The organism is Leptospira sarikeiensis (genome assembly GCF_004769615.1).
Taxonomy (GTDB): Bacteria; Spirochaetota; Leptospiria; order Leptospirales; family Leptospiraceae; genus Leptospira_B; species Leptospira_B sarikeiensis.
In genome coordinates, this window is sequence record NZ_RQGF01000035.1 from 46,650 (window position 1) to 67,415 (window position 20,766).

13 protein-coding genes are annotated in these 20,766 nt (G+C 39.6%); 10 read left to right on the forward strand and 3 right to left on the reverse strand.

Annotated features, from left to right (window positions below; genetic code table 11):
* Nucleotides 1-160 precede the first annotated feature (160 nt).
* Complete coding sequence (locus tag EHQ64_RS17040) at nt 161-673, reverse strand: LB099 family protein (protein WP_135651003.1); 513 nt, start codon at nt 671-673, stop codon at nt 161-163.
* Nucleotides 674-996: 323 nt separating this feature from the next.
* On the opposite strand from EHQ64_RS17040, the gene EHQ64_RS17045 reads away from it, so the two are divergent.
* The 6 genes from EHQ64_RS17045 to EHQ64_RS17070 all read left to right on the forward strand — a co-directional run bounded on the left by EHQ64_RS17045 (nt 997) and on the right by EHQ64_RS17070 (nt 12,222).
* Nucleotides 997-1,563 carry a cysteine rich repeat-containing protein gene (locus EHQ64_RS17045; protein WP_246048822.1) on the forward strand — a complete coding sequence of 189 codons (567 nt, stop codon included), beginning with the start codon at nt 997-999 and terminating at the stop codon, nt 1,561-1,563.
* 52 nt (nt 1,564-1,615) lie between these two features.
* A complete protein-coding gene (locus tag EHQ64_RS17050; RefSeq protein WP_135651004.1) occupies nt 1,616-2,455 on the forward strand; it encodes an SDR family oxidoreductase in 840 nt (279 codons plus the stop codon).
* Nucleotides 2,456-2,697: 242 nt separating this feature from the next.
* The gene (locus tag EHQ64_RS17055) at nt 2,698-6,138 is read left to right on the forward strand and encodes an exodeoxyribonuclease V subunit gamma (protein ID WP_246048823.1); all 3,441 of its coding nucleotides are present in this window, start codon (nt 2,698-2,700) and stop codon (nt 6,136-6,138) included.
* Complete coding sequence (locus EHQ64_RS17060; RefSeq protein ID WP_135651005.1) at nt 6,125-9,784, forward strand: UvrD-helicase domain-containing protein; 3,660 nt, start codon at nt 6,125-6,127, stop codon at nt 9,782-9,784. Before EHQ64_RS17055 ends, EHQ64_RS17060 begins: the two co-directional genes overlap by 14 nt.
* Complete coding sequence (recD, locus tag EHQ64_RS17065; RefSeq protein ID WP_135651006.1) at nt 9,781-11,559, forward strand: exodeoxyribonuclease V subunit alpha; 1,779 nt, start codon at nt 9,781-9,783, stop codon at nt 11,557-11,559. The genes EHQ64_RS17060 and recD overlap by 4 nt, the downstream gene beginning before the upstream one ends.
* 72 nt (nt 11,560-11,631) lie before the next feature.
* On the forward strand, nt 11,632-12,222 hold the full coding sequence (locus tag EHQ64_RS17070) for a hypothetical protein (protein WP_135651007.1): 591 nt from the start codon (nt 11,632-11,634) through the stop codon (nt 12,220-12,222).
* A gap of 11 nt (nt 12,223-12,233) precedes the next feature.
* Here EHQ64_RS17070 and EHQ64_RS17075 read toward each other — a convergent pair whose 3' ends face one another.
* Together EHQ64_RS17075 and EHQ64_RS17080 are read right to left on the reverse strand one after the other, a co-directional pair.
* Nucleotides 12,234-15,074 carry an adenylate/guanylate cyclase domain-containing protein gene (locus EHQ64_RS17075; RefSeq protein WP_135651008.1) on the reverse strand — a complete coding sequence of 947 codons (2,841 nt, stop codon included), beginning with the start codon at nt 15,072-15,074 and terminating at the stop codon, nt 12,234-12,236.
* Nucleotides 15,075-15,143: 69 nt separating this feature from the next.
* Nucleotides 15,144-15,620 (reverse strand): STAS domain-containing protein, encoded by a 477-nt coding sequence (locus EHQ64_RS17080; RefSeq protein ID WP_135651009.1) that lies wholly within the window; start codon nt 15,618-15,620, stop codon nt 15,144-15,146.
* A 105-nt stretch (nt 15,621-15,725) separates the two neighbouring features.
* Here EHQ64_RS17080 and EHQ64_RS17085 point away from each other — a divergent pair, with 105 nt between their 5' ends.
* The 4 genes from EHQ64_RS17085 to htpX all read left to right on the forward strand — a co-directional run bounded on the left by EHQ64_RS17085 (nt 15,726) and on the right by htpX (nt 20,672).
* Nucleotides 15,726-17,612, forward strand: a complete 1,887-nt coding sequence (locus tag EHQ64_RS17085) for a polysaccharide biosynthesis protein (RefSeq protein ID WP_135651010.1) — start codon at nt 15,726-15,728, stop codon at nt 17,610-17,612.
* Nucleotides 17,605-18,081 carry a ClpXP protease specificity-enhancing factor SspB gene (locus EHQ64_RS17090; protein WP_135651234.1) on the forward strand — a complete coding sequence of 159 codons (477 nt, stop codon included), beginning with the start codon at nt 17,605-17,607 and terminating at the stop codon, nt 18,079-18,081. The genes EHQ64_RS17085 and EHQ64_RS17090 overlap by 8 nt, the downstream gene beginning before the upstream one ends.
* Nucleotides 18,078-19,685 (forward strand): NCS2 family permease, encoded by a 1,608-nt coding sequence (locus EHQ64_RS17095; RefSeq protein ID WP_135651011.1) that lies wholly within the window; start codon nt 18,078-18,080, stop codon nt 19,683-19,685. The genes EHQ64_RS17090 and EHQ64_RS17095 overlap by 4 nt, the downstream gene beginning before the upstream one ends.
* A gap of 81 nt (nt 19,686-19,766) precedes the next feature.
* A complete protein-coding gene (gene htpX, locus EHQ64_RS17100) occupies nt 19,767-20,672 on the forward strand; it encodes a protease HtpX (RefSeq protein WP_135651012.1) in 906 nt (301 codons plus the stop codon).
* The last annotated feature ends 94 nt before the right edge of the window (nt 20,673-20,766 follow it).

The following is a 20,766-nucleotide window of genomic DNA, read 5'->3' on the forward strand; positions in this document are numbered from 1 at the left end:
TCTCTCTGCCGGATGACGTGCAACTTTTTACCGAAAATGAGGGAGATGAAAACTGAAGACCGAAAGAAGAAGACCCCTCATTTGAGGGGCCTTTCTGTCTTGCTCTCGTAAGAAATTTATTGACAAGGTCCGTTTCTTCAATGAAACGGACAAAGAGAACTTATTTTTTTCCCTTTTCCTTGATCAGACGTTTGAGTACCGATTCTGAATGACCGCTAAGTTTGATCACTGCAGCTTTGCTCGGCTTCTTTTTTTCCAATTCTAGTAAGATAGTGGAGAAGCGGAACTTTCTACGAATATGATTCACGGCAGGGATAGAGGTCTTGAAGATCCTAGCGAGCTCATGATCCGCATTTCCTTCCTGATTTAAGTCGTAAAACTTGGAAAGTTTCGCTTCATCCCAGGTGATCTTTTCGTCGGTTTTGTAGTAATTATGATATTCTAGGCGGCGGCTGTTTCTTTCGTAAGAGCCTTTATTTCTTTTTTCTCTCCAAAAAGGATGCCGATTCCTTGCATATTTGATGTCATCTATTGAATAACCGGATTTATTTAACCATTCTGTGGTAATACTGGACTTCTTGGGTCCTTCTAGTTTTGATTTTATGGAAAATTCAATATACTGCTCTGGCGTTTTCGCAGAGAGAAGTTTCTTTTTTTCCTTTTCGTAATCCATATCCTTGCCTTGCGATTTCTAATGCACCGTCAGGTGTAATTTTCTTTTTAAGTCGAAGGATAGTGTTCCTTACCTGGACCAATACCGAAACTCTTTTTCAAATAAGAGTAGGAAAAAACAAATATCTCATTCGCTTGATCGGTGCAATGCGAGATAGATTCGCAAAACCTCCCTTAAAGTATACTAAGTTCTTTTAAGACTCGCGCATGTATTTTAAGTTTGTCCCTCGAAGGACTACAAGAAGCCGTTCGCATGACCTCGTACTCTTACAGAATTATCATATGATAGATGAAAATGTACGATTCTAAATTATTAATCGAAGTATGAAACATTTACATCTTTCTGTCTCAGTTCCGACGAATAATAACGTTGCGTGGGAGCTCCTACTTTCTATATTTATTAGACTTCGGTTTTTATATTCTGAGTTAATTCTAACAGTTAGAAAAAAAGGAACTTATAAATCGGCTTCGGGTCTTAAAGGAAATTCATCCACTATGCTTTTTAGAAATACAAATCAAGGCAGAATTAGAAAAGTTACGGCGTATCTGTGCCTTTTTTACTTATTCTCTCTTCCTCTTCTCGCTCACGAAGAAGGAGCGAGCCATCCTCACAAAGATCAATGCCGTTCGGAAAAGGAAAAATACTGTAAAGATTCTCCCAAAGGGGAAGTTCTATCCTGTTTGAGAAAGAATGAAGATAATCTTTCGGAAGAATGCAAAGAACTTTTACAAGAAGTAAGAGAAAAGGCGAAACAAAGAATGGAAGCATGTAAGGAAGATAAGGACAAATACTGTTCTGATCGAGGAACAGCTGTTATTCGTTGTTTGTCGGAAAATAAAAATTCACTCTCTCCAAAATGTAAATCTGCGTTAGCTCAGGATCCAAAGTAGAAGATACCATATATAGCTCAAAACATTTTAGAATAAGAGATTCGGAGAACATATGAAACAAGCAATTATCACAGGCGGAACGGAAGGGATCGGAAAAGCTACAGTGCTCGGCCTTGCGGAAAGAGGATGGGCCATTACTCTAGTAGCAAGAAATAAGGAAAAAGCGGAAAAAACCCTTCAAGAAATTTCTAAACAAACCGGAAATTCCCATCTGGATTTTATCCAAGGAGATTTGAGTTCTCTTTCGGAAGTTGGAAAGATCGGTCAGGAACTTTCTTCTAAATATCCGGTGATAGATTGTCTGATCAATAATGCCGGAGTGATGCCTCAACAGAGAAAAGAATCTAAAGATGGTCACGAATTGAACCTCGCAGTGAATCATCTCTCCCATGTTCTTTTAACAAAAATACTTTTGCCAAATTTGCAAAAATCTACTCAAGCAAGGATCGTGATCGTAAGCTCAAAATTGCATAAAAATGCCAAACCGGATCTGGAAGATCTGGAGAAGGCGAAAAATTTTGCCTGGATGGGAGCCTATTCAGATTCCAAATTATACAATGTGTTTTTTGCCCAAGATCTGGCAGAAACTTTGCAAGGGACTAACGTCACTGCGAACGTTTTACATCCTGGTGTGGTCAATACTGAATTAGTCCGAGATCTGAACGGTCCTGCAAAATTGATCTTCGGAGCTTTCAAAAATTTATTCTTTATCAGTCCGGAAAAAGGAGCCCAGACTTCCATCTATCTGGCGGATGCCCCGGGCCTCGAAAACACCAGTGGAAAGTATTTTGAGGATAGAAAACAGGTTCCTTTGAAAGGTTTGGCCTTAGACAAAAACCTAAGAGCGGAGATCAGAAATAGAACTGATAAGATCCTTGCTCCGTTTTTGTAGGCACTTCGACAAAACGGAAGCTTTCTCCCCCAACTTCCGATAATCAACATTATGTCGCATTAGTATGAATTGCTTCGAATTACGGATTTGTTAGCTTATAAGAGCTCCCCTCTCGGGAAAAAATCCGATTTTTGGGCCTTCTATTTTTGATCAAAATCGAAAGAAGTTTTTACGAGTCTCGAAATTCCTAAAGTTTTCGTTTTACCAGTTTTGTTTTTAGAAATTCTTGGTAGAACGATTGCTTGGCTTTTCTCAAGCGAGAAGCGGGCAAGATCCGAACCAAAATGCCGATCAGAGTCAATAGTTCCGACAGTCTTTCAGATCTATCCGAGATCTTAGCAAAATCCCTTCGGCAAGAAATTTCCAAAGAGGACGGACTCTATTCTCCGACGATTATTATCCCGAACAAAAGTATGGAGACCTGGTTAAACTTGGATCTGGTCGAAAGGTTCGGAGTCGTTTTTAATATCCGATTCCTATTCTTGGAAAAGTATTTGGAAGAAGTTTTACTCCAAAAATTTTCTCCGGAAATCGATCCACATTCCAGACCGTTTTTACAATCCGAATCCAGGAAGTTCCAGATCTACGAAACTCTTCTTCAGGATCGTTCTTTCTTGGATAAGTATCCTATACTTAAAAACTATCTTTTGCCTTCCGGAAGAAAAACCGCTGACCCGATCCGTCTTTTGGATCTATCAGGTAGGCTGGCAAAATATTTCAAAGACTATGAGCTGAATAGACAGGACTGGATCCGAAACTGGCTCGGTGAAAAATATTCTATTCTTAGGTTACCCGGAGAAGATATCTGGGAAGAAGTTGCCACCCAATCTGAAATTTTCTTTTTCCAAAAGGAATTATATTCTTATCTAACTCACTCCGACGAAAACAAAGAAACTCTGATCCAATATGCGATGAAAAAATTAGGATTAAACTCGGAAAATCAGAAGAGCCAAAATGTATATCTATTCGCTTTATCGCAACTCTCAAGCACTTACATTTCCATTTTTAGAGATCTTCTGCCAGAGATCAAATTAGAAGTTTTTCAATTCGGAGTCCCAAAAGGAGATATTATTTCCGGAACGGAAAGAAATCAAATTTGTAGGAACTGGGCAAATTCTTTCCGATCTTTAAAAAAAGCATGGGAAACTGCAGGTGCCGAGTTCCCGACGGAAAATACTCATAAAAAAAATGAAAACGTTTCGGTCTTATCCGAACTTCAAAAATATTTAATAGAAGGAAATGAAAAGATCCGAGCGAAAATTTCACCGGATGAAAGTTTTCAGATTTTAGAAGTTCCCGGAAAAGTAAGAGAAGTAGAAGCTATCTTCCACCATATACTTTCCATCTTAGAAGGATCTAAGGAAACGAAACTCACGGACTTCGGGATCTTTTGTTCCGATCTCTCCGAATATAGGGCAGCAATAGAATTCGTATTCGAGGGCGGGATCCAAGCAAAACTTTCAGCTCAGACACAGGAAGCCTCCATAAAAACTTTACCATATAGTATAAGAGATGTGATGGCTTCCGAGATCAGTCCTTATTTAAGCGGGATCCTTTCCATATTCCCTTTGCTTACCGGAGAAAGATCTAGAGCGAATCTATTTCGTTTGTTCAGAAACGTTTGTTTTCAATCCAAATGGGAAATCGAATCCTCTTCTGTGGAAGAATGGGCGAGACTATCTGAAGATATGGAATTGTACCAAGATGATTGGAACGGATCGGAAGATCCTGTTTCATTCTCTTTTAGGAAAGGATTCGTCCGTTTATCCGCGGGGAATATTCTTTTCGGATCGGAAGAAGAAAATCTTCCAATCTCTCCTTATGATGCGGGCCCGGGCTCTTCTGTTATAGTTTGGATCGGAGTTTGGAGAAAAATCTCTAACTCATTGGACCAATTTCAAACTTTAATTTCAGATCCGAAAACTTCTTCGGAAGATATATTGGGATCTTTATCGATACTCATTCGCTCCCTATTCTCTCCTGATGCCTCCAGCCAAGAAATGGAGCAAAATATTATAGATTCATTATATGATTTAAGACATGTAAACTGGGATCCAAAAAACGAAAGAGACAGACTTCGATTTTTAGAGGCTTTTTTCAAACAAACCGGGGGAGAAATACAGGTCAGAAAAGGCCAATATTTGACCGGAGGAATAACCGTCTCCTCTTTACAACCGATGCGCCCCATCCCCTTCCGGCATGTATATGTTTTGGGTCTGGGAGAAGGACTATTTCCGGGTACGGACGATACTTCCGCTTTCAATCTCAGATATATTTCACCAAGAGAAGGGGATATAGGGGTTAGAGGATTAAATCAGTCATTATTATACGAAACCGTATTATCCGCAAAAGAAAGTCTTGTACTGTCTTTTGTTGCGGAAGATATTACAAAAGATGAAAGTATAGCACCTTCTTCTTCATTACTATTATTGGAACAAGCCTTAAAAGAAAATATTTTGGCCCCGGAAACATCGATACGGGTCAGGATCCCATTAAATAAACATAGCAAAGAATATTTTATAAAAAAGGAAAATCCGGATCTCAAAAAATTCGGGGAGAAGTTTCGCAAAACTTTCGACTTATCTTCTTCCTTATTACACGGCACGAAAGAAGATCGGGAATATTATCGTAATACCGTATTAAAAAATCTGCTTTCAGAACATGTTTCTCAAAAGGAACCCCAAAAGCCCGAAACAGTAGATTGGAATGACCTAGTTAGATTTGCAAAATCTCCCTTAACCTTTCATCTGCAAAAAAGATTCGGATTATATTCGGAAGAAATTTCAGAAACGGAAACGGTCTCAGAGGAGCCTTTTCGTATCTCGGATAATTTTAAATTTATGAAAGAGTTATGGTCTTATTCCATAGATCGTGCAGGATCACCTGAGATCCGAAATTCATTGGATAAACTATTCTCTATTTGGGAAAAAAGAGGGAACACGCCTAGAGGAATTTACTCGGATGTCGAATTTTTAACTAAGTCGGAAAAGATCGAAAAAATTTCGGATTCTTTATCTGAAACTCTTTCAGAAGTGGAAATTTTGTCCGGAATTTCCTTTGGAGAATCTACGAAAAAAGGAAATCTACTTCTATTACCTAGTATCCAGTTCCAAATTAATAAAACAGAAAAAGTAGAGATCAAAGGATTAAAGGAAGAAGTTCTGTTAAAAAAAGAACCTGACGGTTCTACGTCCTTAATACTTATTTATCCGAATTCTAAGAAAAGATATAAGAATCTGATCGAACCTTTTTTGATCCAATGCTTGTTGGATTGTATTTCTGATAAAAATATCCCAAGATCCGTAATTTCCATATTCGGTTACGGAGATAAACCTTCCGTTCTACAAATGGATCGAGAAGGAGAAGAGAACATTCGTAAAAAATTTCTCTCCGACCTAATCCAGGAATTCCTACGTCCTTCTCTTGCTCTTATCTCTCCAAGACTTTGGGAGGATTTTCCGGATAGATCCGAGTTGGATCCGAAAGTAACAAAACCTTCCGAACTTTTAAGAAAAGAATATGAGACCTGGGCCAGAGAGTCTGTACAATACGATCCTGAAATTTATTTGGATGATGTTTTAAGATTAATCCCCTACCCTCAAAATTATATTCATACAGAGGATCTTTCTATCTGTTTAAAATTATATCATCCTCTTACGAGTGTTCTACGTGGCGAAAAATAGAACGGAAACTCAAACGATATCTTTTGCCGATCAGATCGATATCTCAAAGAACGGATTTATCGGAGCCTCCGCAGGTACGGGAAAAACTCACACGATCGTTTTTTTAGTTCTAAAGATATTAAAAGAATCTTATAGAGCTTCACTTCTTTCTAGCTCTACTCCTTTAGGAATCGAATCCATTTTAGTACTTACATATACTGAAAAAGCGGCTTCAGAATTAAAAGGTAGGATCCGAGCAGAATTAAAAAACACGATCCTTGAGCTAGAAAAAATTGGATCTACTACGGATGAAGGATCCAAGGAACTGGATTATTTTCTGAACCAAGCTTCTCGTTTAGACCAAGCATATATATCTACGATCCATGGATTCGCACATAAAATCTTAAAGGAATACTCTTTAGAAGCGGGAACATCCGAAAATTCGGAATTGGTAGAGGAATATTCCGCGGTTTCCAAGGCATTATATCTAAGAATGAAAAAAGAATTCGGAGAAAAATATCCGAAGGAACTTCTACCTTTCATATTAACTGAAGCGAATCGAAGATATAACGACGGATTTTTAGGAACTACTTGGGAAAATTTCGTATCGGATCTTGCCGTAAAGAAGGTATCCTCTCCTGATTCTATTCAACTTCTACCTCGCCCGAAAGATTTTCCGGAACTTATTTCGATCCAAAAAATATTTCAAGAGATTCATTCTATATACCCCAAACTTTTGGAGATCCAGGAATCATTCAAAAAGAAGATCAATGCTAGTAAATATAAGGCATTGTCTATCCGTCAGGAAGAGTTCGGAATTTCTCTAAGGGAATTAATTTCAGTTTCAAAACCGTTTCTTGCCCTACCCTTCACATTATCCGTTCAAAAGATCTTAAATTTAAAAAGAGGCGATTTGCAAGGAATAGAAGCTACCCTTCTCTCCGACGAAGAGTTAAAGAGTGCCTCGTCAGAATCCGGATATTCTTCTTATGTAATAGAAAGAGAAAAATTGAAAAAACTTTCTTCAGAACTGAAAACTTTAGAAAGCTCATTAGCATCATTTATCGTTTCTCTCGCAGAAGATATCGCGGACGATTCTCAAAGGATCAAACGGGAAGAAAATTCGATCACCTATGGAGACATGATCCTAGGCCTCTCCAATTCCTTACGAAAGAATAATAGTTTAGTAGAACAACTTAGAAAAAGATTTAAATACGGGATCATTGATGAATTCCAAGACACAGATCCGGATCAATATAATATTTTTAGAATATTATTTCTGGAGAGATCCCAGGGACAGGCACCCGAGGGAAAATTATTTTTAATCGGAGACGCAAAACAATCCATTTATGGATTCAGGGGAGCCGATCTCGGAACGTATCTGTCTGCAAAACAGGAATTCGATTCCGGCGGAGAATTTTCTAATTCTTCAATTGTTTATCCGGAGTTAGATACGAACAGAAGATCTTTACCGGAATTAATTTCCTCCTACAATACTATGTTTGGGTCTACGAAGGGAGAGTGGTTCCCGATCGGTGAAACAGGTTATTTACCAATAGAATATCAAGAGATCAAGGCTCCAGATTCTCCCGGCAAAGCAGTATTATATTCAGATAAAAGTGATCGTTCTTCCTTAAACGCATTTTCGCTTCGGAAGGAAAGTAATGCGGACAGACTTAAAGAACAGTATTCCAAGTTTTTAGCCGAAGAGATCCTACATTTGATCTCTGAAAAGTCCGAAATCTATATTAAAAAAGAAGGATATTCATTTCCTGTAAAATTGAGCTGGTCCGACATTGTGGTTTTGATCCGAGGAGAGAATGACTCGGAGTTCTTAAGAAAACAATTCAAAGCAAGAGGGATCCCCTACACTTATCCAAAACAAACCGGTTTATTCAGGTCGGGAGAAGCTATACGAGTTCGGGAAATCCTAAAATGTTTGGACGAAGAAGGAAGCAGAGACTCTTTCTATAAACTTCTGATCTCGGACCTATTTTGTGTTCGCCCGGAAGATCTTCAGAACTACGAAGAGTATCCGATCGAATCCGGAGAAAAAAGGCTTTTGGAAACCTGGAGAAAATTCTGTCGTAAAAAGGATTTTCCTGGCTTATTCAGTTCTATTCTTACCCAAAGTAAACTGTCTTCTCCTCTATCGAATGAATCACAACAAGATTGGGAAAGAAAGATCACTAATTTTAAACAATTATTCTTTTTATTATCCGAGAAGGCGTCCAAATCCGGCATTTCCTTAAGTGAATTGATCGTTTATCTGGAATCTAAGATCGTTTCGGATAAAGAAGAAAAAGATTATTTAGAAAAAGATTCTGAAGAAGATAAGGTCAAAATTTTTACAATACATTCCTGCAAGGGTTTGGAATTCCCGATCGTATTTTTGTTCGGGGGTTTTTCCGGCTGGGGGACTCAAAGAAAAAAATTTTCCGAATATAGGCAGTCCGAAAAACGTATTATAGATCTCGAAAATAATAGAGAGGCGGATGTTACCGCAAACATCATTAACGAAGACAAAAGATTATACTATGTTGCTTTAACTAGAGCGATGTACAAATTTTATTTTCCTTTGCTTCCTGAACCGGACCCCAAACGACCGTTGGAATTATTCCGAAAATCTTTCCAGGCTTCCTTGTCGGAATTTCGAGAGACAGCTTCTGTTTCAAAATTTTGGGAGAATGAAGAAGGGAAATACGAATGGGAAATGATCCGAAATTCGAAAAGTATTTCCGGATATTCAAATCCTAACAAAAAAGAAGAAATTCCGGTTCTTTCCGGATCCATCCCAGTATGGCCGGAAAAGGCCGAAAAAAGAAAGATCGTATTAGAGAGTTATTCTTCCTTGGATTCTTTTTTTGCATCCGAAGCGGAAACATTCCGTGCATCCGATATGAGATCATTTAAGAACGATGAAGTTCCTACAGAAGAGATCGGGCCGGAATTACCCTCTTCTAATCGAATGGGAAATTTACTTCATCAACTTTTGGAAACGGAAGATTTTATAATCTATCAGAAATCCGGATCTATACAGGAAATACCGGAATCCGTTAAAAAATCATATAAAAATATTCTAAAGTCTTATGGTTACGGAAATACTCTGGAACAATTGGATTTTTTTGCAGATCGGATCTCTTTGTTCTTTTGGAATACACTCAAGACTCCCCTTCCTTATATGGAAAATACTATAAGCCTTTCGGAGATCCCAATTTCAAAAAGAAAACACGAAGTGGATTTTTTCCTGAAGATACCTGAACAAAAAGGGAATTCCGATCTATTAAAGGGGACTTTGGACTTAATTTTCGAACATGCTGGAAAATTTTGGATCTTAGATTGGAAATCCAATCTACTTGGAGCAAATTACGGAGATGATCCGTATTCAGGACCCAATCTAAAACAAAAAGTGGAAGAGGCATACTCATTACAATTGGCAATATATTCCGTAGTTTTGGACGATTGGCTTCGCTTGAAGTATGGAGATTCTTATGATCCGAAACTTCTCGGGGGAATGTACTTCGTATTTCTAAGAGGTACGGATCCTGCTCGTCCTGGTAGAGGGATTTTTTTCCAAGAATTGACTTCCGAGTTCGTAAAAACTTCCAAAGAAAGAATAAGAGAAACCCTTTCCTTGAAAAATAGAATTTCTATGGAAAAAGAATGAAAGAAAGATCCTTAGAAGATATTATAGATTTTGAATACGCAGGATTTCTGACAAAGGAATTTCGTACTTATGCAAAAGAAGTTCCTGAGAAAGTATTATTTTCTTGGAATCTTTCTCTCATCCAAGCCTCAAAAAAGGGAAGCATCGCGATCCCTTATTCCGGAAATGAAAATATTTCTGAATTTTTATTTAGAAAAAGAAATGATCTATTATATTTTAATAAAGTATTTGGGCAATTAAGCCGGGTAGAAGAGGGTTTCAAATCTTTATTATATCCTAAATCTCCTAAATCGGATCATTCTCAGATCCAAAACGTTCTTAAAGAACTTATTTCCATAAATCCCTTAACGATACAAAGAAATAAAAAGGAATATATACTTTGTGGAGAAGGAGAACAAAAAGAGGCTCTAGAAAAAGCCCTACAATTCCCTTTTTTCGTTCTGACCGGAGGTCCAGGTACGGGCAAAACGACTGTAGTCGCAAACCTAATTAGAGGTCTTTTACGCTTGGGATATGACCCGAATCGTATCGGACTTGCGGCTCCAACAGGAAGAGCTGCTCAAAGATTGAAAGAATCTTTGGAAAACAGTATATCTTATATCAGAACTAAGAACGATCTGGATCATTCCATTTTAGATATTCCTGCATCCACCCTTCATAGACTTTTGGAATATAATCCTAGAAAGAGAACTTATAAGTACGGTGAAAATTTTCCGCTTCCTCATCATGTGATCATTCTAGACGAAGTTTCTATGGTAGATCTTCATATGATGTATCGGCTCATAGAAGCAATCCCATTCGATTCGACGAATTTTAGACTGATCTTATTAGGAGATCCGAATCAATTGCCGAGTGTAGAAACTGGAGCAGTGCTTTCCGATCTGGTCAAATCGTTAATCTCAAAAAATTCAGAAAATTTAATCTCCTTAAAAACAAGTCATAGACAAGAGGAAGAATTTTCTACTATTTCTAAAGCCGCCGATATCTGCGTCCAAGAAAAGGTTTCTATTTCTCAATTCAAAGAAAGCATTCCTGAAACTGAAGAACTCGATCCTGTTTTTAAGAATGATCTGAAAGGATTTTTAAGATTAAAAATAGATCATAAAAAAGAATGGAAAAACTTTCTAAAGAAGACGGTCGAAACCAAGATACTTCCGAACTTTTCCAACCTACCGGATCCAAATTCAGCTTCTGCATTAAAAGAATATATAAGTAAGGATCTAAATAGATTTAAAATACTTACGATCCTTAGAAACGGGATCTACGGTAGCGAATTCATAAATAAAGAATTAACCGAACTTGTTCTTTCCCAAAAGAAAGGAAATCTGGTACAAATCGGTTCTAGAGTATATTTTCCAGGGCTTCCAATACTTATCACCAAAAACGATCGAGTAAGAGGAGTGTATAACGGAGATACTGGTCTTGTGTTGGAACTCCAAACCCCGAATGGAAATACTGAACTTCGGGCATTATTTTTTATAGATGGTGAGATCCGAGACTTTGCATTGGACACACTTCCTCCCCATGAACCGGCATTTGCAATTACCGTCCACAAATCGCAAGGATCGGAATACGATTCTGTATTCATCGTATACCCTCCCGACCCTTCTGAAAAAAACTCGGAAGAGATCTCTCTAGAATTATTTCGTAAGGAAATCTTATATACTGCGATCACCCGGGCGAAACGATCCGTTGTTCTGATCTCTGAAGAAAAACTATTAGAGTATTCTCTTCAGAATCGTTTCGAAAGGATCACCGGGTTTACTCTGGATTGATTTTTTTATAAATATTTAATTGTAAACTGTCCGTATCTCCATCGAATATACCTTCTATTCAAAAGAGGTATTATGGATTTTGCGTTTGGCGCTTCTCAAGAGGAAAAATCGGATCAGGTTCTACAAGAGGAAAGCAAAGTTTATTTTCCCATTCCTACTACAAAATTAATCCTTCTGATCCTTGGTACACTAGGTTTTTATACGATCTATTGGTTCTATAAGAATTGGAAATATATAAAAGTCCGAGAATCAGACCGATCGATTATGCCTTTTTGGAGAGGAGTATTTGCGATCTTTTTTACCCATAGGCTTTTCGGAGATATTGAAAGGGAAGCAAGTAAGCAAGGATTGTTGAAAGATTGGAACGCGGAAACAAATGCAACTATTTATGTTATCGTTGCGATTGTGGGAAGGATCATTGATCGTATTTCCTGGCGTTTCCCGGAAAATAAAATATTAAGCATTGCATCTATAGTGTTTTTGATCTTCACTATTTTTCCAATTCATTCGGTACAAAGAACGATCAACGAGTTGAATAAGAACTATTTCGAAGAAGTAAAACCTAAATTTCACCCATTCGAAATAGCAATCATTGTCATTGGTTCTATTTTTTGGCTCTTAATAGCGATTGGACTCTTTCTGCCAGAAGTTCCAGCCGAATAAATATACTTCAATTACTTATGAGTTCTAGTATAAACTCCGTCCCAATCTACAGGTGGCGGAGTTTTTTTGTATTCATTACATCTTTCTACTAGAGCCTGGACCGCCTTATCGTCGGAGCCTTTCGCTTTTTCGGATTCTTTGAACTTTTTGATCGCGGCTTCCCATTTTCTATCCACGTAAAGAGCAAGCCCTTCTTCATACAGACCTGTGATCTCCTTTTTGGTAGAATGTACTCCTTTCAATTCGGAAATTGCCTCGTATAAAATTACTGGTTCATTCTTTCCCTTAACTCTTACTAGATCTAGTTTTCTTGTAAAAATATAATCTTTGATCTCTGAGTGTACCGCGTCGGAAACCAATATAGAAACTCCGTAATCTTTTCCTGCCGCTTCCAAACGAGCCGCTAAATTTACAGTGTCCCCCATCATTGTATAAGAAGCTAAGGCGTCCGTTCCCATGAATCCAACTTTTGCAAGACCGGTATTCAAACCGATACGGATCTGCATATCCCTTGCCTCAGGAATATAACGATGAGCTTTCTTCCAACCGGATCTTAATTCTTCTAATTTTGCCAACATTTTGATAGAAGCTCTTGTAGCTTTCAAACAATGGCCTTCTACGTCTACAGGGGCATTAAAGATCCCTACGATCGCATCCCCAATGTATTTATCCAAAACACCGTCATGTTCTTTCAAGATCAGGGTCATCGCGGAAAGATATTCGTTCAGAAGTTCCGCAAGTTCGACAGAACTTAATTTTTCACTAATATTAGAAAATCCTGCTACGTCTGAGAAGAATGCAGTTACCCTTTTTTCGGTACCGCGTTTGAGGGCCGCAAGATCCTTCATTGCCTCTCCGATCACGACAGGATCGATCATACTTCCTAGGATACCCTTGATCTTCTCCCTTTCTCGTAATCCTGTCACCATCGTATTTAATGCGATGGAAAGATTTCCGAATTCGTCACTGCCTCCAGGCTCGAACTCTACGTTCAAATCTCCTCTTCCTACTTGTTCTGCGTTCCGGATCAAACGTTTGATCTTTTGGACCACAAATCCTGAGATGAATACCGCTAAGAAGATAGAAAATCCGCAGATCCCAAGCGCGGATAGAACGGCTCTGTCCCTATTTCTACGGATAGATTCCAAACCTTCGGTTCTATCCACAACGGTTCGGATCACTCCTGAAAAATTGGAGGCAAGCACAACTGTAGGAAGATCATCCAAAGTTTCGGACAATAAAGGAGCAGAGTCCAATTTCCATAAGATCTGCTCAGCTTCGGTTCTACTATTTCCTATGATCCCATCCGGAAATAGAGCTTTCAATTTTGCTGTCGGAGTTTCGCTCTCTCCTGAATAGATCCATTCTCTTAACGAATTCCAACGTTTATGAAATACTTCTTTTCCTTCTTCCGATTGTACGGATCGACTATAATCGGAACCGTCCGGTCTGAACCTGAGTAAGATCTGGTCTTCCAATGCGGAATCACGGATGGAACCGAATGATTCTACTTCCAGTTCCTCCTCTTCTTTTGGAGGATTGTTCCTTAAATAGGTTGCGTATAATAGATTTCTTTTACGTACAAGTGCTGCATATTTAGCATACTGTGACTTGAACTCTTTATCTTTAAAAGGAGGGACAGGCGGTTTTTTCTCTCTCAATTCTTTGAGCCTGGCTTCTAAGATAGGAGGTATTTTAGAAAGTTCTGATATGATTTCCAGTTCTTCTTTTAAATATCCGTTCCAGGCACCAAGAGTAATCCTTCTGGACTCTAATAATTTGGCTCTTTCGGTAGATGCAGGATTTCTAAAATGAGGAGAATATAATGCCTGCAATTCCAATCCATTTTGTTGGAAAGAGCTGGGTTGGATCTCTGCAAGCACTCCTCCACTTTCGAGTAGAGAACTTAAAGCGGATTTTAATCCTTCTTCCAAATTCTCTTCCATTGGAGTTTGGTTTAATGTGGATTCTGAATCGAAAATTTTAGTATCTAAAGTAGGCTCGGAAGCTTCTCCCGGAATGATACCGGAAACTGGAAATGTCTGGATCCTAAATCTGCCAGTATCTAATCCTAATTCTTTGATCTTCCTCTTTCTTGAATCGGCTAGTATAGAAACAATTGCCTCGTCCAAATCCGATCTAAGCTTTCTTGCGAGTAATGATTTTTTGCGTAATTCTTCTTCAGAGGCGGAGATCTCTGTTTGGTCAGGCTTCTCTTGATTTTCTTTTAATTCGGCAATACGTTTTCGGATGAGGCCCGCTTCTCTATCTATAAATACGAATTTTTTAGCCATTCCTTGGAGTTTGGCGAATTCTTTATCACTAACTGCTTCTTCTCCTCCTTGTTGGAGTTGAGAGCGAATATTTTTTTCTAATACTTGGATATCGTCTTTGGATAAATACGCCGAATAATAAGTATCCAATGTTTTACGGATCTTATTCTGCCCCAAGGCACCGAACAAACTTGTCTTGATCCCGAAAAAGGAGACCTTATTCTCCTGAACCACAGTTTTAGTCGTTTTATATTTTTTTAATGCTTCCGTCTGTTTGCTGACCCTGTCCCTAAATTCCTCGATCCGGATCAAACTCTGAGAAATATTATCTAATTCCAGAACGAGAGAAGAGATATATTTTCTAGAAATCGCGGCTTCTCTATCGTAACTTTCGGTTAGGATCTCTGTTTGTTGTCGAACGTAAATTATGGAAAGAATGAGGATCGTCAAAACGATCAAACTTCCGGTGAACCATGCGAGTTTTGCTCGTATTCCGGAATAAAAAAGCCTCGGAATGATAAGAGATAGATCTAATAATTTTTGTCCGAAAGCCGGTCTTTCAGAAGACTGTATGCCCATTTAGAAACAGCACCAGCCAGATTTCTTCCTGGCAAGCATATAAAAGAAGGAAATTTATTTCCGAACGTGTTAGAAAAGTTTCTCGTAACTCGCGGTTCTATAGTCTGCGGTCAGGTAGAAAGTATGAGAACATTCAGGACAGCGATAGTTTCCTTTTCCCTGCACTCTTAAAATTTGCAAACAAGCAGGACAAGCCGCAGTACTCTCGTTAGGTTCCGAAAAATGTTCCGAACTTTGACCGGAGACTAAATAAAATTTAGCTTCTTCTCTAGTCTTAAAATACGGGATCTTTTCCCGAAGGCCCAGACGATTCCAATCCCCGATCAAAGTTTCAGATAATCCGCAAGCTGCATATTGGGAACTAGGGTGGGAAAGAGAAGAATTTTTGAGAGAGAGCAAACCCTTCTCGTCCCAAACCTGGAGGTCTCTCGCGTCCAAAAGAATTTTATGAGGTTCGATGCGGAGAAGTGGATCCGTTTTATCTCGAAATGTATTTCCGAGTAGAGAATCCAATTTGCCTTGTAGATTGACGATCAATTCTTTCACGAAAAATAAAGGCCCTATAAAGTTTCAAATGCGATCGGCTTTTTAAGCAACCGAAAAAACTCAAAAAGATTGGACTTTTCCTCTTTCCGGCATTTTTTTTACTTAATGGGTCAATGGAATCGTCGAAGCCTTCTTTTCCCTTTGGATTTGAGCTTCATGGTTCTGTCCTATTTTTTGGCCCACCTGATCCGTTTTGAATCTACCGCTTTCTTACTGGAGCCTAACGACTTTCTAATCTCCCTACTCATCGTAGTGAGTTGCCGGTCCCTAGTATTTCTATTTTCGAATATTTACAGATCGATCTGGGCGTACGCTTCCATCCATGATCTGGTCGAAATCATCAAAACTACGATCCTTTCTTCCCTGATCTCCAATACTGCACTTCTATTTTATAACGGATTCGAACATCTTTCTAGGATGATCCCTGTCTTAGATACTCTTCTACTTCTTGGATTTTTATGCATTCGTAGCCTTTCTTGGAGATTAGTTCGGGACCAGTACATTCTGCGCAAAAAACAAGGAGAAGGAATTCCTACACTCATTCTTGGAGCGGGAAAGACCGGGGCCACACTTCTGACGGAACTCAGAAGGCATAACGATCTCAATCTTCTACCCTTAGGACTTTTGGACGATGACGAGTCTAAATTGGGCGCTCATATCCAAGGAGTTCCTGTACTCGGAAAAATAGACCAGGCAGAATCTTTGATCCGTTCTATGCAGATCAAAAAGGTGCTCATCGCATTCAGTAATCCGGATGGGAAACTGATCGGAAAACTTATCAAAAGTTTTGAATCGGAGAATGTGGATTTCAAGATCCTACCTTCCCTCGGATCCTTATTCTTTGATCCGCCAAAAGTACAACAGCTCAGGGAAATCCGGGTAGAAGACGTATTGGGTCGCCCAGTCGTAGACTTGGAAATCGAATCCATCCGATCCTATATCGCAGGAAAAACAGTACTCATCACTGGTGCAGGCGGCTCTATTGGAAGCGAACTTTGCAGACAAATTGCAGTTTTTCATCCCGCAAAAATGATCCTACTCGACTCTGCAGAAACCCCACTGTACGAAATCGACTATGAACTCAGAAAAGTTTTTAAAGAAAGCGGGATCCAATTCAGAGCAGTGATCGCGGATATTAAAAATCCTTCCAGGATCCGTTCGGTTTTCGAAACGGATCGTCCACAAGTAGTCTTCCATTCTGCTGCGTACAAACATGTTCCGATGATGGAGATCAATCCTTCGGAAGCCGTTTTAAATAATGTACTCGGAACTAAAAACTTAGCCGATATCTCCGTAATTTATGGTGCGGAACGTTTTGTTTTAATTTCAACAGACAAGGCAGTCAATCCTGTGAACATCATGGGTGCTTCCAAAAGAGTCGCTGAATTATATTTACAAGCGATCTCTCCGGAAACAAAAACCAAGTTCATCACTGTCAGATTCGGGAACGTTTTAGGCTCCAGCGGTTCTGTAATTCCTAGATTTAGAGAACAGATCAGTAACGGAGGTCCAGTCACTGTCACTCATCCGGACATCATTCGCTACTTCATGACGATCCCGGAAGCAACTCAATTGGTATTACAAGCTTCTGCAATGGGTGAGAAGGAGGAGATCTTTCTTTTAGACATGGGAGAACCGATCCGGATCGTCCATCTTGCAGAAGATATGATCCGACTCTCCGGTTTCAGACCATACACTGATATTCCGATCGTGTTTACAGGCCTTCGTCCAGGAGAAAAACTCTTCGAAGAACTGTTGTTAGATCTAGAAGGGATCAAAAAAACACATCATCCTAAAATCAGGATTGCAGCTCCTTTAGAGGACAGAGATCCTAGCAGCTTTCAGGCAAGATTTAATTCCTTATTGGAAGCCGCAAAATTAGATCGAGAAGATGAGATCTTCTCTTCTTTCAAAACTTTAGTTCCTGAATATAAAATGCATAAAGAGTATATTAGCGAAGAAACTTCGCGTAAGATGAAAAATGATGGATAGTCCGAATTTAGAAGATATACAAGCACTTCGTGAATTCAAAAAACAACTTTTCTCCGTGTATTGGGAAAGGTTCGGGACCTTTTATGTACACGCAATGCCTCATCCGGATCTAAAGATCGGAAAAAGAGGACTCGTGGGAGAAGAACCCGAATCAGGTATCATCTTAGTCATCGGACCTAGAGCCGCAAGAGATATCAGAATAGAAGAAGAATGGGTATATGCCGAACTCCAATTCGGATACACATGGGAAGAAGTCTTCCTACCTTGGGACGCAATTTTCAGATACTTTGATAAGTCCCAACAAACAGTCACCCAAATGAGAATTTATTTAGGTAAACCGGACATCCCTTCTCAAAAAGAAGAGGTGGCATCGGAAACCAAGGAAGAAGTTTCGGATCCAGGATCCAAATCTTCAAAACGAAAAGATAATGTAATCCAAGTAGACTTCGGGAGTAAAACAAAGAAATGAGCAAATACAAATGGTTTGTTGCCGGAGATCTAGACGGATTTTTCGGCTTAATGATCGATAACCTGATCCAAATATTGGTTCTGGTCGCTTTATGCATCGGATTCTGCGGAATGCCTCAGGACTTCGTATTCAGAGTAGTCATCCCTGGTGCCGCAATCTCACTTTTAGTTGGAAATCTTTTTTATGCATGGCAGGCAAGACAACTTGCAATCGCGGAAAATAGAAGCGATGTGACTGCGCTTCCTTACGGGATCAATACTGTTTCCTTGTTTGCATTCATCTTCTTCGTAATGTTCCCTGTTTATCAAAAAACAAACAGTTATAAAGCGGCTTGGTCTATAGGACTTCTTGCGAGTTTTCTTTCCGGTTTGATCGAATTTTTCGGAGCATTTATAGCGGAGAAGATCCGAAAGGCAACTCCAAGAGCAGCACTTCTCTCCGCATTAGCAGGGATCGCACTTACGTTTATTTCAATGGATTTTTTAGTGCGCACATTCTTAAATCCATTAGTCGCATTCGTCCCATTCGGAATTATTCTACTACAATATTTTGGGAGAGTGGTATTCCCATTCAAGATCCCTGGCGGGCTTATCTCCGTGATCGTAGGGACCTTACTCGCATGGTATCTTCCTCATTTTACCGGAAAACAAATGATGGATCCAGCAGTATTAAACTCATCTATTGATTTCGGATTTTATTTCCCGGTCTGGAGTGGATCCGAATTATTCGAGGCTTGGAGCCAGATCGGAATTAAGGAATATTTATCCGTAATTCTCCCGATGGGAATTTTTAATGTGATCGGTTCCCTGCAAAATATAGAATCCGCAGAAGCAGCTGGAGATAAATTTAATACACGCAATTCACTCATGATGAATGGTGTGGGAACGATCGTTGGTTCTCTTTTCGGATCTCCCTTCCCTACTACGATCTATATAGGACACCCTGGATGGAAAGCACTCGGAGCAAGATCCGGTTACTCTAGCCTAAACGGAATCTTCATGACGCTGATCGCATTTTTCGGTTTAGTCAGTTTTGTTTGTGCTTTAATCCCTGTAGAAGCTGGAATGGCGATCGTACTTTGGATCGGGATCGTGATCGGTGCCCAAGCATTCGAAGCAACTCCTACTAGACATGCACCTGCAGTAGTGATCGGACTTCTTCCCGCACTTGCAGGTTGGGGAGTACTTCTCATTCAGAGTGCGTTCAATTATGCTGCTCCAATCCTATCAAAAGCGATCGAAGGAACGGAAGCAGCTTCTAGGACCCAAAATATTTGGTTGTCCACAGTTCCTTTGGATCAACCGATCTTTCCATATTCACTTGGAGGATTACTCAGTTTATCCCAAGGATTTTTACTTTCTTCCATGGTTTGGGCAGCAATCGCAACTTTTGTGATTGATCGTGATTTCAAAAAAGCGATTATCGCGAGTTTAATTGGTGCAATTCTTGCCGGAACAGGATTTATACATTCCTATTCTTTGGCCGGAAACGCAATTTTGAACTCTTTTCAGCTAAACTTGGGTCCGTTTGTATGGGCATATTTATTACTTTCGGGACTTTTTCTGTTAGCTTCTTTCTTAAAGAAGGAACCTAGGGCGGTCTAACACTTACCGGTTATTAGAAGACCGGGAAACCTAGGAAATTCCTGAGGTTTAAAAAACTTCTAAGAGGAGAATTTTTCGCCTATGGCGCTTTTTCGAAGATTTGGGTTATTCGCACTCACCAATATTGCGGTAATCTTTACGATCTCGTTGATCATCCGTTATTCAGGACTAGAGGCTTATCTAACCAGATCCGGAATTTCTTATCCTGGTATGCTTCTACTCTTCACAATTTGGGGTATGGGAGGAGCGTTTATCTCTCTTCTACTTTCCAAGTTTATGGTGAAGGCGTCTATGGGAGTCAAAGTGATTGACCCCAGAAATGCTTCAGGATGGCAAAGAGATCTATTATCTAGAGTGCAAAGGCTTTCTAGTGCCGCAGGACTTCCGATGCCGGAAGTAGGATATTATGAATCTCCAGAGATCAACGCATTCGCAACAGGACCGAGCAGAAATAGCGCATTAGTTGCAGTTTCCACAGGCCTATTGAATGGAATGGACAGTGCGGAATTGGATGGAGTACTCGGACACGAACTTTCTCACGTTGCAAACGGAGACATGGTAACCATGACCCTAGTGCAAGGTGTAGTGAACTCTTTCGTTTTCTTCTTCTCCTGGATCGTAAGTAAGATCATCGTTTCTCAGATGAGTCGCGATAGAGATTCCGGTGGGAACTTCTGGATGGAGTTCATGATCCGCCAATTACTAGTAGTCGTATTCGGACTTTTAGGCTCTATCGTAGTAGCATATGTGTCTAGAGCGAGAGAATTCCGTGCAGACGCAGGTGGTGCTAAACTTGCCGGAAGACAGAGTATGATCTCTGCTTTGGAAAGATTGAAAGTCGCATTCAACCGAGATCCGGTGGATCAAAGAGGAGAAGCGATCGCTGCTCTAAAAATTTCCAACAGAGCCGGAGGACTTGCTTCCTTATTTGCAACCCACCCTCCTTTAGAAGAAAGAATTGCCGCTCTCAGAGCGAAAGCATATTGATCTAACCTGAAAATCGCGACCCTCATTCGAGGGTCGCCCTTTAACTCGCTTGAAAAAAGAATTGTTTGTTCCCTTCCGGAAAATGGAATTGGAC